A 14,886-nucleotide genomic window follows, 5' to 3' on the forward strand; every position below is an offset into this window, starting at 1 on the left:
CCGAACAGCCCGCATCGCGATCAACGGCACCACCCAGGACTTCCCACCCGAAATCACCACCGACGCCCGCCACGTCATCACCGCCATCGCCCCCGAGATAGGGCACTAACGATGTCCTAAGTCAGGTCTGGAAGCGCCACCGCGCCTGGGCCGCCGACGGCACCTGGAACCGCGTCCGCGCCACCCGCCAGACCCTGCGCCGCCGCGGGATCAAGGCCGTGATTCCCGAGCCCCGGGACCAGCAGCAACACCGTCGGAATAGAGGGCCACGCGGCGGTCGGCCCGTCGGCCTCGACACGGAGGCCTACCGCGGCCGCAACGTCTTCGAAAGCGGCTACAGCGCCGTGAAGCAATGGCGCGGCCTGGCCACCCGCTACGACAAACTCACCCTGACCTACCGCGCCGGAGCCGTCCTCTGAGCGGTCATCCAGTGGCTGAACCACCTACTGTAAAGACGTGCCCTAGGTGCTCCTGAAGTTCCTGGAGGCCGTAGAGGCGATCAGTAAGCCAGTGCGCCTCCCAGGAGGCGTGTTCGGGGTTCTTGGTGATGAGACCGGAGTAGCCCTGATCGCCGTCCGCGGAGCGCCGTAGGCCCTCGGTGATCGCCGCCGCGTAGGCGAGGGGCTTGCGGTAAATGCCTCGGCGCAGATCGTCCGAGGTCATGTCATCTCCTCACGTGGTCGCGGACACGTCGGGCCGTCAGCCTGCGGAGACCTCCGGCAGGCGGGCGCTGAGCACGACACCCAGCAGGCCCATCACGGCCAGCATGACGAGGGCGGCGGCGACATGCACGGCAGCCAGCGCCGACGTAATCACCCCCACGAGCAGCAGCACGATGCCCATGGCGGAGTTGGAGACCGCGACATAGCGGGTGCGCTGATCCCCGTCGGCCATGTCCACCACGTACGTTTTGCGGCCCACCCGCACGCCGGTGTGCAGCATGGTGAGCAGGAAATAGGCGAGGACGAACAGCAGCGGGGGCAGGTCTCCCGCGCTGCCGCCCCCGCTGAGCTGCACGATGGCGACCAGGGCGAGGATCACGACGGAGGCGGCACCGGCGCCGAGGCTCATCACGCGCCGGCTCGAGCGGTCGGCGAGGGGCCCGAAGATGCGGCCGCCCAGCAGCTCGGCCACCCCCGAGGCGAGGATAAAACCACCGAGTCCCTGCAGGGCCTCGACGCCGTTCGCGACCGAGAGCGCCACTATGAACGGCGGGCTGAGGGATGAGACCAGCAGCAGACTGCGCACGGTGACGAAGTGCCGGAAGGGCCGGTCCTCGCGCAGCAGCGACACAGCATCGGTGAACCAGCCGCCCGTCGGCTCTTGCGCCTCCTCGGTGTGCTTCGGTTCTTTGGGCTCTTGTGCTGTGCTCTGCTGTGCTGTGCTCTGCTCTGTTGTGCTTTGCGCGGCCGGGTCCTCGTCCGGTTCCCGGATTCCGGCGTAGATCACCGCGACCCCCACCCAGAGTGCCGCGGCCACCGTCAGCAGGATGACCAGTTGCGTCGTGGGTGTGCCGGAGCCGCCGAGCAGGCGGATCCCCAGCCCCAGGGTGATCGCGACGAGGCCCGCGATGGTGGTGCCCCACCCGGTGATCTGACCGCGCTGCCCCTTCGGGAGGGTACGGCCCTGGACATCCTTCGAGGCGATCGAGGTGAGGCAGCGGCCCAGCGAGAACACCGCGAGCGCCGTGATGATGAGCGCGCCCGCGAGCAGACCCCGCGTGAATGCGGCGGTCAGTGCCATGGCGGCCACGGCGAGAGCTTGGATGATCGCCCCGGTGACGTGGACCCAGCGGCGCTGCCGCACGCGCAGCACCCACGGGGTGATCATCGCCTGCGGAAGCATGGACAGCGATTCCCGCACCGGCACCAGCACACCGGTCAGCGCCGATGGAACACCGAGCACCCCGAACAGCCACGGCAGCACTGTGGAGGCGCTGGCCATCTGGTCGCCCGAGGATTGCAGGGCACCGGCGCCCAGCTGCCGCAGCCCGTTGGAGGCAACGTGCTCGCGCACCCCGGCAGGCAGATCCTCCCGGGCGGAGGTGTTGTCCCGGATGAGCGCGCTGTAGATCCGCTCTGCTGGGGCGGTCACTTCCCGCCGGCCTGCAGGGAGCGCACCACCCCGATGATGGCAGCGATCAGGAGCACCGCACCGGCAGCGCTGGCGCCATAGCGCACCGCGGTGGGCCCGTCGACGCCGAGAGCGAACTGCGCGAGGATCCACACAGCGAGGCCGAGGAACACGGCGATCAGCGTCGCCGTGCCGATGAGTGAGGCGATCGAGGTGGACGAGGTCTTCGTGGCGGGAGTGGTGGTGTGGTTATCGGGCGAGGAGGACGGGGTGTGTGCCATGGAAAGCTCCGGAGAGTGCGGTGGCAGAAACACTGTCACTGTAGAGGAGCGGGCCCGCTGGCGCACCCGAATGCGCGGTGTAGGGGCGGGTGCGGGCGCGGGATCCTCAGCGCAGTGCGTCGACCCCGCCCTTGCTGCGCAGCAGCGACAGCAGCAGATCCTTCGGGCTGGCTGCCGGGTCCAGGGCGCACTGATCGGGGTCGAAGGTCCAGGTGGCCCGCAAGGCGCGGAACACTTCGAACTCTTCATCGCCGGTGCGCAGCGGAACCGCCTGGTAGCCGCCGGCCTCGGGCAGGTGGATGATGAACGCCCCGGTCAGCTCGGGCATCTCTCGTGTGGTGCCGTCATCGTCCAGCAGCTGTTCGGCGCGGCACACCGCGACGCCCTGCAGGGCGTAGTCGCCGCGAACCTTCTTGGAGGTCTTGATGTCGGCGCTCAGCAGCGTGTTGCCGATCCGCACGATCGCATCGGTGGTTCCGGCATAGCCGACGGTGTGGTTGACGACCGTCTGTTCGACCTCAACGAACTCCGGCTGGTACTCCTCAAGAAAACGGCCGTAGCCGTCCAGCCGCACGCGGGCGCGGTCCACCAGCGCGGCCGGGTCCTTCTCCGCGGCGAAGGCACCCTGGGCAGAGCGCATCTCGGAGGCGATCTGGCCGATATCGGCGTCGCTCGGGCGGGTGCCGCTGCGGCCCCATTCCTCACAGGCGGCGTGGACCAGGGTGCCGAAGTCCGCGGCGGCGCGCGTGTAGTCCTCCGCAGCGGCGGCTATGCGCTTCTGGCTGCCCCAGCGGTCGCGCGTGACGCGGGAGATCTCCTGGGCGGCGCGATCGGGATTGCGGTCCAGCCACTGGTACATCTCGAGCGCCCGTTTCGAGGCCATCGTGGCGTACCATCCCTGCAGGAAATCCTTGGCGCGCATGCCCGCGACGGTGGTGATCGAGGGGTACATCAGGGGGCCGTCGGGCTCGAGGCGGTACATCCGACCGCGCGGGGTATCGGCGCTCAGCGAAGGGGTGGTCATGGATCCTCGAGGTAAGACGGAGGGCGCGAGGTGATCGCGCCACGGACAGCATCCCTACGGTACGCCGTCACGTTCACGGGTCGCCAAAGATGATCTCCTCGGCGACCGCCCGGGAACGCCGGGTCAGGCGCAGGTACTGCTCCTCCAGTTCGCTCGCCGAGGCGTCATCGCCGCCCACGATCCTGGCCAGCGCCCGCAGATCGATGCGGTCGGTGGGCAGCACATCGCCCTCCCGGCCCTTGCTGAGGAACAGACCGCGGCGCAGCTGCCAGGCCAGCAGCCACGCCTGCGTGAGCTCCTCCGTAGCGCGGGGGCTCAGCAGCTCCGCATCCCGCGCGGCGGTCAGCTGGTCCAGGGTCCGCGTCGTGCGCAGTCCCTTGACCACGTGCCCGTGCTTGAGAGCGAGCAGCTGGGCGCACCATTCCACATCGGTCATGCCGCCGCGGCCGAGCTTCAGATGCCGCGTGGGGTCCGCGTTGCGGGGCAGCCGCTCGGACTCCACGCGCGCTTTCATCCGCGTGATCTCCCGGCGCGCCGCGTCGGTGAGGCCCTCGGCCGGGTAGCGGTGCTGATCCATCAGCGCCTCAAGCTCACCGGCCACGGATTCGCTCGCGATGATCACACGGGAGCGCAGCAAAGCCTGCTTCTCCCAGGTCGCGGCGTCCCGCTCGTAGTAGTCGCGCCAGGATTCGACGGTGCGCGCGAGCGGGCCGATCTTCCCCTCGGGACGCAGATCGGCGCTGACGCGCATATCGGAGCGGGCGGCGGGCGCGTTGAGAATCCGCTGGGTCTGAGTGGCGACCTCGATCGCGATCGGCACGGCCTGCTCCCCGGCTCCGCGGTCGGCCACAAGGAACTGCACATCCGCATCGGAGGAGTACCCCATCTCCGCGGCGCCGAAGCTGCCCTGCGCGATGACGATCATCTCCACACCGAGCGCCCGCGCCGGATCCGAGCGCCGCTCGCGCAGGCGCAGCGCGGTCTGCTCATCGATCTCTTCTGCGCCGTCGAGGGTCTGGGCATCATCGGCCACGGCATCGCGCTCGAGCGCCACCACGTGCAGGGCCACGAGGATCCCGGCCTCGAGCACCGCCTCGGCGAGGTCGGTGAGGGCCGTGGCGATCTCCCGCGGGGTGACCACACCGGTCAGGTGCGCCAGGGCGATGCGCAGCAGTTCGCGGGAGCGGGTGCGGCGCAGCACATCCTGGGCAGTGTCCACGTCGCTGACACGTCGGATCACCGCGAGGAACTCCCGCCCCAGCACCTCGCGGGTGAGGGGGCGCAGCTGCTCGTCCCGGGCCAGCCAACGCACCCCTTCGGGGATCTGGTCGAGCTGTTCGCCGACGTAGCGGCCGGAGGCCAGCACATGCGTCAGCCGTTTGGCGGCCAGCCCGGAGTCACGCAGCAGCCCCAGGTACCAGTGGGCAGAGCCGATGGTGTCCGAGAGGCGCCGGAAGGCCAGCAGCCCAAGGTCCGGGTCGATCCCGTCGGCGAACCACTCGAGCATCGCGGGCAGCAGCTGCCGCTGGATCTTCGCGCGGCGCGAGATCCCGTCGGTCAGCGCCGTGAGGTGGCTCATGGCGCGCTTGGGGTCGCGATATCCGATGGCGGCCAGACGCGCCTGCGCCTCCTCCGAGCTGAGCCGGATCTGCGCCTCGGACAGCTGAGAGGCGGTCAGCAGCAGCGGCCGATAGAAGATCTCCTCGTGCAGCTGCCGCACGCGGCGGCGCGTGCGCTGATAGCGGGTGTGGAAGTCGTCGGTGCCCATCCCTAAAGAGCGGGAGAGGCGCCGCAGATCGGAAGCGGCGGTGGGCATCACCTGGGTGCGACGCATGCGGTGCAGCTGCAGCCGATGCTCCACGCAGCGCAGGAAGCGGTAGGCCTCGTCCATCTCCGTGACCTGGCCGCGGGAGATGAAGCCCTCCTCCCCCAGGCGAGCGAGGGCTTCGAGGGTGGAGCGGGCGCGCAGACCCTCGTGGGCGCGACCGTGCACCATCTGCAGCAGCTGCACGGTAAACTCCACGTCACGCAGGCCGCCGGGCCCCAGTTTCAGGTTCCGCTCCACTTCGCCGCGCGGGATGTGCGCGATGACGCGGCGGCGCATCGCCCGGGTGTCCTCGACGAAACCCTCCCGGGCGGAGGCCTTCCACACCAGGGGCTGGGTGAGCTCCTCGAACTGCTGGCCGAGCTCGCGGTCACCGGCGGCGCTGCGGGCCTTCAATAGAGCCTGGAACTCCCAGGTCTTCGCCCACTTCTGGTAGTAGAGGCGGTAGGAATCCAGGGTCCGGACGAGGGAGCCGTCCTTACCTTCGGGGCGGAGGTTCGCATCCACCTGCCACAGCGAGCCCTCGGCGGTGCGCTCGGAGCAGATCCGCGCAAGCTCCCGGGCGAGAGCGGCGCCGATGGTCACGACCTCCTCCTCGACCTCTGCCACGGGCCGCTCATCATCGGCCTCGGCGGGGGCGACCACGTGCATGACGTCCACGTCGGAGAGGTAGTTCAGCTCCCGCGCCCCGGTCTTGCCGAGGGCGATGACGCTCCAGCGCACCTGCTGGTGGCCGTCCACGGCAGCGCGGGCGATCGCCCCGGCGGCTTCGAGCGCGGCATCGGCGAGGTCGCTGATCGCTGCGGAGACCGCGGGCTGCAGCGCGGTGGGGTCCGGTGCCTGCACATCGGCGGCGGCGATCTGCACCAGGCGTTCGTGGTAGGCGATGCGCAAGGCATCGCGCGCCTCACGTCCCGCGTCGGAGGCCACGGGAACCGGGGCCGACGGGTCCGCGCCGACGGCTTCGAGCAGCGCCGAGCGGACCTGCGCTGCGCTCATGCGCAGCTGGTCATCGCCCTCCCGCAGCACCACGAGTCGCTCGGGGTGACGGGCCAGGAAGTCTCCGAGCGCCACCGACGTGCCCAGCAGCCGCACCAGGCGCTCCCCCGGCGTGCCGGCCGTTCCGACGCTGCGGAGGAACTCGGTGACCAATCGGGTGGCCCCGTGCTCCTCGGCGGCTTCCGCGATGCGCAGCAGGCCCAGGACCGCGTCATCCCCATCGGCGGTGGCCCCGATCATGGCGGCCGCTCCCTCCCCGAGGGCCACAAGCTCCGGTTCGGTGAGGAAGCGCTGCACGCGGTCCGTGCGGGAGAAGCCGAGTCGCGCCAGCGCCCCGGTGCTGGTGGACGGTTCGCTCATCATGCGTGCGCTCTCATGGTCACTGCGGTCTCACTGTCGCTGCGGTCTCACGGTGCATACGGCTCAGACGCGACTGAAGCTCGAAGCGAGCTCGTAGCCGGTGACCTGCTCGCGGTAGCTCTGCCATTCCTGTTTCTTATCGCGCAGGAAGTACTCGAAGACCTGCTCGCCGAGCGTCGCGGCCATCAGCTCGGAATCCTCATAGGCCTCGAGCGCGCGGAACAGGTCGGTGGGCAGCGGTTCGATGCCCATCGCCCGTCGTTCCCGTTCGGTCAGCTCCCACACCGCGTCCTCCGCCCCTTCGGGCAGCTCGTACTGGCCTTCGATGCCGGCAAGCCCGGCGGCCAGCAGCACGGCGAAGGCAAGGTACGGGTTCGCCCCGGAGTCCAGGCCCCGGAACTCCACGCGGGAGCTCGTGCCCTTGGTGGGCTTGTGGAACGGGACCCGCACCAGAGCCGAGCGGTTGTTGTGGCCCCAGCAGATGTAGCTCGGCGCCTCCTGTGCGCCCCACAGCCGCTTGTAGGAGTTCACCCACTGATTGGTCACCGCGCAGTATTCGGGGGCGTGGCGCAGCAGCCCGGCGATGAACTGGCGGCCCATCTTCGAGAGCCCGTATTCGGCGCCCGGCTCGTGGAAGGCGTTGCGTCCACCCTGGAACAGCGACAGGTGGGTGTGCATGCCCGAGCCCGGGTGTTCGATCATCGGTTTGGGCATGAAGCTCGCGACCTGCCCCATCGACAGCGCCACCTCTTTGACCACGGTGCGCAGCGTGAGGATGTTGTCCGCGGTGGTCAGCGCATCGGCGTAGCGCAGATCGATCTCGTTCTGCCCGGGCCCGTTCTCGTGGTGGGAGAACTCCACCTGGATGTTCATCGCCTCCAGATGCTGGATGGCGGTGCGGCGGAAGTCCTGGCCCTGTCCACGATGGACATGGTCGAAGTAGCCGGCCTGGTCCGCGGGGCGCAGCGGCTGCCCCGGCACCCAGGGCTCCTGGAACAGGTAGAACTCCACCTCGGGATGGGTGTAGAACTCCAGGCCCTTCTCCTCGGCGCGGGCCAGGGTGTCACGCAGCACGCGCCGAGGATCGGAGGCGGCCGGTTCCCCGTCGGGCGTGAGCACATCGCACATCATCCGGGCGGTCGCATTGGTCTCCCCGCGCCAGGCGAGGATCTCGAAGGTGCCGGGGTCCGGCCGCAGGATCATGTCGGACTCGTAGGCGCGGGTGAGCCCTTCGATCGCGGAGCCATCGATCCCGATGCCCTCGGTGAAGGCGGTCTCCAGGTCCGACGGGGAGATCGCGATGGACTTCAGCGTCCCCGAGATGTCGCAGAACCACAGGCGGATGAATCGCACGTCGCGGTCGGCGACCGTGCGGATGACGTCGTCATGCTGGTGGGCCATGTCACCAGTGTGCCCCAGGTCCGGCACGGATCAGGGGGCCGATGGATGGAGCACGGCCCCGCTCCCGAGGTGGGAGCGGGCCGTGCTCGTTCACCGGCGCGTGGCCGCTGCGGGCTCGGTGCGGCTCAGACGCTGTCCAGCCCCTTCAGGTACCACTCGCCGTCGGCCTGCTGCATCGTCGCACCGCTGTCCTCCCCCGCGATGAGGATCTTGGCGATGCCCTCGCCGTCGTCCTCGGCCGTGATCATCGACCGGTCGATGACGCTCAGCACCGCGGGGTCGAAGTCCTCGCCGACCTCCTGCGTGAAGCTGTCCACGCACTCCTGGATGGCATCACCCGTGGAGGGCTCGCCGGTCGCGGGGTCGATGGTCAGCTGGCAGGCGCCTTCGATGTCGTTCTCGCCCAGCAGCTGCAGTGTCTCGTGGAAGCGGTCCTCCGCGGCGGTGAGATCCTCCTCGGACAGCTCACCCTCGCTCTCCTGGCCCCCGCCGTCAGAGGCTTCGGCGTCCGAATCCTCCGCCCCGTCCTCAGCCGTGTCGTCCTCAGCAGGGTCCGCCTGTTCCGGATCGTCCTGCTCGGCAGGCTGCTCCTGCCCGTCGGGGTTCTCCTCACCGCCGCCGAACGCACCGCAGCCGGCGGTGCCGAGCGTGAGGGCGAGCGCCCCGCACGCGAGGGCGGCTGCGCGCACGGTTCTGCGCATGAAGCTGGTCATCTGGGCATCTCCCTCCTGTACCGATCCGGTGACCGGCACGTAGGAGCATGGCACGTCCGGGCGGTGAGCGTCAGCGGGGAGAAGTACCCATGACCGGGTTTCGGCGCGGGCGCCCGGTGGTCCCGGTCCAGGACGTGCCACGTCCCGCCCGCGCCACCGTGGCTGTCCGGGCGCCCGATGGGTCCCGGCGGGGCCCTCTAGACTGTGCGGTCAGTGCATCCCCGTCGGTTCCTCAGGAGTTCCCCGTGACCTCGCCTTCCACCGGCTCACGCGAGCAGCTGCCCGCCCCCGCGAAGATCCGTCTGCGTCACCTGCAGCTGGCCAAGCAGAAGGGGACCCCGTTCTCCATGCTCACCAGCTACGACCAGTTCTCCGCGCGACTGTTCGAGCAGGCAGGGATCGAGGTGCTGCTGGTGGGTGATTCGGTGGGCAGCACGGTGCTGGGGCATGACTCCACCACCGCCACGACGCATCAGGACATGCTGACCTTCACCGGGGCAGTGGCCCGCAGCGTCACCCGTCCCCTAGTGGTGGCGGATATGGCGTTCGGCACCTATGAGACGGGGCCGACGGATGCGCTGCGCCATGGCGTGGAGCTGATCCGCGCGGGTGCAGAGGCGGTCAAGCTCGAGGGCGGTCGCACGGTCGCCGCGCAAATCCGGGCGCTCGTCGACGCCGGGATCCCGGTGGTGGGGCACCTGGGGTTCACCCCGCAGTCGGTCAATGCACTGTCCGGGCATCGGGTGCAGGGACGCGACGATGACGGTGCCGAGCGCCTGCTGGCCGATGCCCTGGCCGTGCAGGAGGCGGGAGCCTCCGCGCTCGTGCTGGAACTTGTGCCCGCCGCGCTCGCTGCGCGCATCACCGAGCAGCTGCAGATTCCGACGATCGGTATCGGCGCCGGAGCGCAGTGCGATGGTCAGGTGCTGGTGTGGCAGGACATGGCGGGCCTGTCCGGCTTCAAGGGGAAGTTCGTGAAGGTCTTCGCGGATGTGGGCACCCAGCTGCGCGAGGCCGCCGAGCAGTACCGCGCCGAAGTGGCTGAGCGCACCTACCCGGCTGCCGAGCATTCCTTCGAATGACCGCTGCGGCGCGTCGCTGATCCCTGCTGCTGACCGCTGAACCCTGCTGCTCGCCGCGCCGTGACAGGGAGTCCCGCCCGGGGCTTCTCAGGGCCTTCCGCCCGCGGCTTCACGCCCTGACTCTCACGCCCCGACCGGTCTCCCCGCGAGGCGCGTGGCGCCGGGTCAGGCGTTCGGAGCGCTGCCAGCCGGCGGCTGCCCGTAATCCTCGTTCCACTCCTCATCCTCTTCATCCCACGCCTCATTGCGGGATTCGGCCTTCTGCAGCGCCCGGGAGGCCTCCTCGCGGCTCGCGTAGGGGCCCATGAGGTCCTTCCCGTGGGACTGTCGGCCCTCCTCCACCTGCCCGGTGGTGAGGTTGTAGTAGAACTCCGTGCCCTCGCTCACGACGGGATCCTTCCTGCTCGATGAGACACTGGTGAGCATGACTGTAGAGCAGGGATGGATCCGCCCCGAAGGCCGCGACGCACTTGTTCCCGGGGAGCTGAGCCCCCGCCGCCCGGTGCCGGCGCGGATCGCACGGCCCGAGTACGTGGATAAGGACGAGGCCGTCTCCGATTCCGGCCCGAAGATCCAGACCCCGGAGATCATCGAGCGCATGCGAGTCGCCTCACGGATCGCCGCCACGGCGCTGCAGGCCGCCGGGGAGGCCGCCGCCCCCGGCGTGACCACCGATCATATCGATCAGGTGGTGCACGACGTGCTGCTGGACCACGGCGCCTACCCGTCGACCCTCGGATACCTGGGTTTCCCGAAGTCCTGCTGCACCAGCCTGAACGAGGTGATCTGCCACGGCATCCCGGATTCCACCGTGATGCGGGAAGGCGACATCCTCAACGTCGACATCACGGCGTTCATCGGCGGGGTGCACGGGGACTGCAATGCCACCTTCCCCATCGGTGAGATCGCCCCGGAGGCCACGGCCCTCGTGGATGCGGCACGGGAGGCGATGCTGCGCGGCATGAAGGTCGCGCGGCCGGGCCGGGAGGTCAACGTCATCGGTCGCGTCATCGAGAAGTACGTGAAGCGCTTCGGGTATGAGTCGGTGCGAGATTTCACCGGCCACGGCATCGCCGAGGGTTTCCACAACGGCCTGGTGATCCCCCACTACGACTCGGCTCCGATGTTCGATGACGTCATCGCCGAGAACATGACCTTCACGATCGAGCCGATGATCGCGGCCGGTTCGCAGGAGTGGGAGCAATGGGATGACGGCTGGACCGTCGTCACCAAGGACCGTTCCTACTCTGCGCAGTTCGAGCACACGCTGCTCATGACGGCCGATGGACCGGAGACGCTCACCGTCGTGTGACCGCTGGCCGGGCCCGTCGGTCCCGCCCGCCGGGCGCCAGTAAGCTGGGCCGCTGTGGCGCGGAGCAACCGCCTGCGCCTCGCCCAGCCCCACAGCAGCACAGCCTTACAGCATCAGCAGCACAGCCTCACAGCAAGGAGCGGTGATGAACACCTCCAGCCCCACGCAGGCTTTCGGCATCGACATCGGCGGCAGCGGCATCAAGGGTGCGCCCGTGGATCTGCAGCGCGGAGAGCTGGCCGCCGAGCGGCACCGCATCCCCACCCCGCAGCCCTCGCTGCCCGATGCCGTCGCCGATACCGTCAGTGAGCTGATCAGCAGCTTCGACGTGCCGGCGGGCATGCCCGTCGGCGTGACCTTTCCGGCCGTGATCCAGCAGGGCGTCGCGCAGACCGCCGCGAACGTGGATGACTCGTGGATCGGCACGGATGTGGATGCGCTGCTGACCGAGCGCACCGGCCATGACGTGTTCGTGGTCAATGACGCCGATGCCGCGGGCATCGCGGAGATGACCTTCGGCGCCGGGCAGGGCGTCCCGGGGGTGGTGATCGTGGTGACGCTCGGGACGGGCGTCGGCTCGGCCATGTTCGTGGACGGCACCCTAGTGCCGAACTCGGAGCTGGGGCATCTGACGCTACACGGCGCGGCGGCGGAGAAGTACATGGCCTCCTCCGCGCGGGAGCGCGAGGAGCTGGACTGGGATGTGTGGGCGGGGCGCCTGCAGGAGTACTTCTCGATGGTGGAGTTCCTGTTCAGCCCCACCCGGATCATCGTCGGCGGTGGCGTGTCGAAGAAGCATGAGAAGTTCCTGCCGCTGCTGGACCTGAAGACAGAGATCGTGCCAGCGCAGCTGCGCAATGAGGCAGGGATCATCGGGGCGGCCGCGCTCGCGAGCCAGGAGGAGCATCACCTGCTCACGCAGCAGAAGAAGGCCGCGAAGCAGGCCAAGAAGGCAGCGAAGCTCGAGAAGAAGAAGGCCAAGGAATCCGCGAAAGGCGAGAAGAAGTCGGGGAAGAAGACCGGCAAGGCCTGAGGTCATAAGGTCGTCTGCCCCGCGGGGCGGACCAGTCGGCCTGTAAGCCGGGTTCTGTGATCGGCAGCCATCCCTCTCGGATCGCCGTTGCCGACGACCTCCAGCGGTCTACCCGGGAACTCGGGCCGGCGCCCTCGAGCGTTCCCTGTCTGACCTTGCTCCCGGTGGGGTTTGCCGTGCCGTCCTCGTCACCGAGGCCGCGGTGGTCTCTTACACCACCCTTTCACCCTTGCCTCCGCACCCTCGGGCGCGGGGGCGGTCTGCTCTCTGTGGCACTGTCCCGCGGATCGCTCCGGGTGGGCGTTACCCACCACCGTGCCGGATGGAGCCCGGACTTTCCTCGGCTTCGCCGGGTTCCCGGCGAAGACGCGGCTGCCCGGCCGACTGGTCCGTCCGGCAGTCTACGCGCCGGTCTCGTCCCGGGCCGACGGGGCGCGAGGAACCTCTCCCTCGACACGCTGCCGCGCCGTCGCCTGGTGCCGGGCCACGACGACGGCGAGCAGGGAAGATAGGGGGATGCTGTTCCTCCTGCCGCCCTCAGAGACCAAGACCCGCCCCGCCGCTGACGCACCGCACCTGGATCTGCCTGCCCTCACGCACCCGGAGCTGACCGCTGCACGGGAGACGATGCTGCGAGCGGTCCAGCGCACCGCGGCCGGGCGGGACGGAGGCGCGAAGCTCGGGGTCCCGGCCTCCGCCCCGGAGCTCACCGAGCGCATGGCTGAGCTCTCCGACGAACCCGCGGGACCGGCGCTGCGGGTGTATTCGGGAGTGCTCTTCGATCAGCTGGATCCCGCCGTCCTGGATCCCGGTGCCAACGCGCCGACGGACCGGCGGGTGCTGATCCAGAGCGCGCTGCTGGGAGTGGTGGACGCGGCGCAGGACCTGATCCCCGCCTACCGTGTCTCGGCCGGTTCGAAGGTGACGCGGCTCGGGAAAGCCGGAACCTGGTGGGGGAAGCATCTGCGGCCGCTCGCGCAGACGCTGCTGGAAGAGACGGCGCATTCTACGGCGCCGCTGGCCATCGACTGCCGCTCAGGGGCTTACCGGACGATGATGCCGCTGCACTCGACCGCGGAGGTGCGCGTGCTCGCGGTGTCGCCGGTGCAGGAACGCGCGGGGGTACGCAAGGTCGTCTCCCATGATGCGAAGCGCTATCGCGGCTGGGTGGTGCGAGCGCTGCTGGATGCGCCATCGGCCCCGCCCACGGCGGAGGCCGTGGTGGAGCACCTGCTCGCAGCCTTCGACGGGACGCTCGGGGTGGAGCTCGACGGAGACAGCCTGGTGATCGTGGATCACGCGGAGTGAGACGGCGGGGCGCAAGCGTCCAACCGGTCCGCGCAGCGTGAGCTGCTCAGCCGGCGCGTCCACCCCACGGGTCGGTGATCTGCTCGCTGATGCGAACCTCGAGCTGCGGGTGTGCCGCAGCGAGCAGCTCGGCACCCAGCGGCAGCCACAGCGCCTCGCTCGCGGCATGCGGAACATCGATCAGCGCGGGCACGGCCGACGGGTCCGCAGCCGCCTCGATGTGCTCGAGCGCGGGATGATGGCGCAGGTCCGAGGTGATATACACATCGGCTCCCGAGGCGGTGGCGGCCTCGAGGAAGGAGTCCCCGGCGCCCGGGCACACGGCGACGGTGCGAACCGTGCGGTCCGCGTCACCGGTGTGGAGGATGCCGCGGGCGGTGCGCGGCACCGCGGACGCGAGGTGCCGGGTGAGGGCGCCGACGGTGGTGGGCTCCGGCAGCTCCCCGACCACGCCGAGACCGAACCGCTGTGAGCCATGCTCCGCCGCTGCGCACTCCTCCCCGGGCATGAGCGGACGGGCCTGCTGCAGCTCCAGCAGACGTCGCCACGCGCCGACGGTGCCGCGGGTGGAGCGGTCGACATTGGTGTGCCCGCACCACAGGCCCACTCCGGCGCGGATCAGTGCGGTGACCACCGCGCCTTTCCCGTCATCGGCGGGCAGGAAGCTCGCACCGCGCAGCAGCAGCGGGTGATGGGTGATGAGCAGATCAGCCTTGGCGTCGATGGCCTCGCGGGTTACGGCGAGCGTGGGATCCACGGCCAGCAGCACCCGGCGCACCGGGGCGCTGCGCTCCCCCACCACGAGCCCCACCCTGTCCCAGGGCTCTGCCCAGCTGAGCGGATAGGCGCCCTCGAGGGTCGCGGTGACATCGGCGAGGCTGAGCGGGGCAACGGCACCAGTGGGGTCGTCGGTCATGGTCGGCTCCTTGGGGTGCAGGGGCGGCGGATGTGCTGGGATGGTACGCAGCCGCGCGGTGCTGGCGGCGGGTCAGGAGGCGAGCGTGCGGGCCTCGAGCAGCGCTGCCTCGTAGGCCTTCCAGGGCATGAGCACGCATTTCACCCGGGCGGGGAACTTCGCGGCGCCCATCAGCGCGATCGCATCGCCGATCAGCTCTTCATCGGCCTCGACGCGGCCGCGTGAACGCATAACCTCCTCAAGGTGCTCACGCACCGGCTCGATCTGCGCGGTGGTACGGCCGATCAGCAGATCCGCCATGATCGAGGCAGAGGCGCGGCTCATGGCGCAGCCGGTCGCCTCATAGGAGAGGTCGGCGATCCGCTCACCCATCCCGGTCTCGTCGTCTCCCCCGCCCTCGGTGCTGCGCTGCAGGCGCAGCGTGATCTCATCCCCACAGGTGGGGTTCACGTGGTGGACCTCGGACTCGAAAGGCTCTCGCAGCCCCGCGTGCAGCGGGTTCTTGTCGTGCTCCATCACGAGCTCGGTGTACAGGGATGTCAGCGGGTTGATGCTCATG

14 protein-coding genes, 1 other RNA gene and 1 pseudogene are annotated in these 14,886 nt (G+C 69.6%); 5 read left to right on the forward strand and 11 right to left on the reverse strand.

All coding sequences use genetic code 11. From position 1 onward, the window contains the following. Window positions 1-176: 176 nt before the first annotated feature. Window positions 177-419, forward strand: a pseudogene (locus tag MU407_RS01335) (transposase); the annotation flags it as partial. 4 nt (window positions 420-423) lie between these two features. Here MU407_RS01335 and MU407_RS01340 read toward each other — a convergent pair. The 7 genes from MU407_RS01340 to MU407_RS01370 all read right to left on the reverse strand — a co-directional run bounded on the left by MU407_RS01340 (window position 424) and on the right by MU407_RS01370 (window position 8,676). Beyond that, window positions 424-663, reverse strand: a complete 240-nt coding sequence (locus MU407_RS01340; RefSeq protein ID WP_246954789.1) for a replication initiation protein — start codon at window positions 661-663, stop codon at window positions 424-426. Window positions 664-699: 36 nt separating this feature from the next. Beyond that, a complete protein-coding gene (locus MU407_RS01345) occupies window positions 700-2,094 on the reverse strand; it encodes an MFS transporter (RefSeq protein WP_246954790.1) in 1,395 nt (464 codons plus the stop codon). Then, on the reverse strand, window positions 2,091-2,354 hold the full coding sequence (locus tag MU407_RS01350) for a hypothetical protein (protein WP_246954791.1): 264 nt from the start codon (window positions 2,352-2,354) through the stop codon (window positions 2,091-2,093). The genes MU407_RS01345 and MU407_RS01350 overlap by 4 nt, the downstream gene beginning before the upstream one ends. A gap of 106 nt (window positions 2,355-2,460) precedes the next feature. Next, window positions 2,461-3,378, reverse strand: coding sequence for a PD-(D/E)XK nuclease family protein (locus MU407_RS01355; RefSeq protein WP_246954793.1), 918 nt, complete (start codon window positions 3,376-3,378; stop codon window positions 2,461-2,463). Between the two features lie 73 nt (window positions 3,379-3,451). Further along, window positions 3,452-6,565, reverse strand: a complete 3,114-nt coding sequence (locus MU407_RS01360; RefSeq protein WP_246954794.1) for a bifunctional [glutamine synthetase] adenylyltransferase/[glutamine synthetase]-adenylyl-L-tyrosine phosphorylase — start codon at window positions 6,563-6,565, stop codon at window positions 3,452-3,454. A 60-nt stretch (window positions 6,566-6,625) separates the two neighbouring features. Further along, window positions 6,626-7,963: a glutamine synthetase family protein gene (locus MU407_RS01365; RefSeq protein WP_102236316.1), complete on the reverse strand. Its 1,338-nt coding sequence runs from the start codon at window positions 7,961-7,963 to the stop codon at window positions 6,626-6,628. Between the two features lie 125 nt (window positions 7,964-8,088). Further along, complete coding sequence (locus tag MU407_RS01370; RefSeq protein ID WP_246954795.1) at window positions 8,089-8,676, reverse strand: hypothetical protein; 588 nt, start codon at window positions 8,674-8,676, stop codon at window positions 8,089-8,091. 245 nt (window positions 8,677-8,921) lie between these two features. Between MU407_RS01370 and panB the strand changes: the two genes are divergently transcribed. Next, window positions 8,922-9,758 carry a 3-methyl-2-oxobutanoate hydroxymethyltransferase gene (gene panB / locus MU407_RS01375; RefSeq protein WP_246954796.1) on the forward strand — a complete coding sequence of 279 codons (837 nt, stop codon included), beginning with the start codon at window positions 8,922-8,924 and terminating at the stop codon, window positions 9,756-9,758. Window positions 9,759-9,923: 165 nt separating this feature from the next. On the opposite strand, the gene MU407_RS01380 is transcribed toward panB, so the two are convergent. Further along, the gene (locus MU407_RS01380; protein WP_246954797.1) at window positions 9,924-10,145 is read right to left on the reverse strand and encodes an SPOR domain-containing protein; all 222 of its coding nucleotides are present in this window, start codon (window positions 10,143-10,145) and stop codon (window positions 9,924-9,926) included. A 37-nt stretch (window positions 10,146-10,182) separates the two neighbouring features. Between MU407_RS01380 and map the strand changes: the two genes are divergently transcribed. Next, window positions 10,183-11,070: a type I methionyl aminopeptidase gene (gene map / locus MU407_RS01385; protein ID WP_246954798.1), complete on the forward strand. Its 888-nt coding sequence runs from the start codon at window positions 10,183-10,185 to the stop codon at window positions 11,068-11,070. Between the two features lie 145 nt (window positions 11,071-11,215). Further along, complete coding sequence (gene ppgK / locus MU407_RS01390) at window positions 11,216-12,103, forward strand: polyphosphate--glucose phosphotransferase (RefSeq protein WP_246954799.1); 888 nt, start codon at window positions 11,216-11,218, stop codon at window positions 12,101-12,103. A gap of 27 nt (window positions 12,104-12,130) precedes the next feature. On the opposite strand, the gene rnpB is transcribed toward ppgK, so the two are convergent. Continuing rightward, window positions 12,131-12,491: RNase P RNA component class A (rnpB, locus tag MU407_RS01395), an RNA gene on the reverse strand. 128 nt (window positions 12,492-12,619) lie between these two features. Between rnpB and yaaA the strand changes: the two genes are divergently transcribed. Then, window positions 12,620-13,411, forward strand: a complete 792-nt coding sequence (gene yaaA, locus MU407_RS01400; RefSeq protein WP_246954800.1) for a peroxide stress protein YaaA — start codon at window positions 12,620-12,622, stop codon at window positions 13,409-13,411. 46 nt (window positions 13,412-13,457) lie between these two features. On the opposite strand, the gene MU407_RS01405 is transcribed toward yaaA, so the two are convergent. Further along, window positions 13,458-14,327, reverse strand: a complete 870-nt coding sequence (locus MU407_RS01405) for a Nif3-like dinuclear metal center hexameric protein (protein WP_246954801.1) — start codon at window positions 14,325-14,327, stop codon at window positions 13,458-13,460. Window positions 14,328-14,399: 72 nt separating this feature from the next. After that, window positions 14,400-14,885: a Fe-S cluster assembly sulfur transfer protein SufU gene (sufU, locus tag MU407_RS01410; RefSeq protein ID WP_246954802.1), complete on the reverse strand. Its 486-nt coding sequence runs from the start codon at window positions 14,883-14,885 to the stop codon at window positions 14,400-14,402. Between the last annotated feature and the right edge of the window lies 1 nt (window position 14,886).

The organism is Brachybacterium sp. Marseille-Q7125, assembly GCF_023062615.1.
Taxonomy (GTDB): Bacteria; Actinomycetota; Actinomycetes; order Actinomycetales; family Dermabacteraceae; genus Brachybacterium.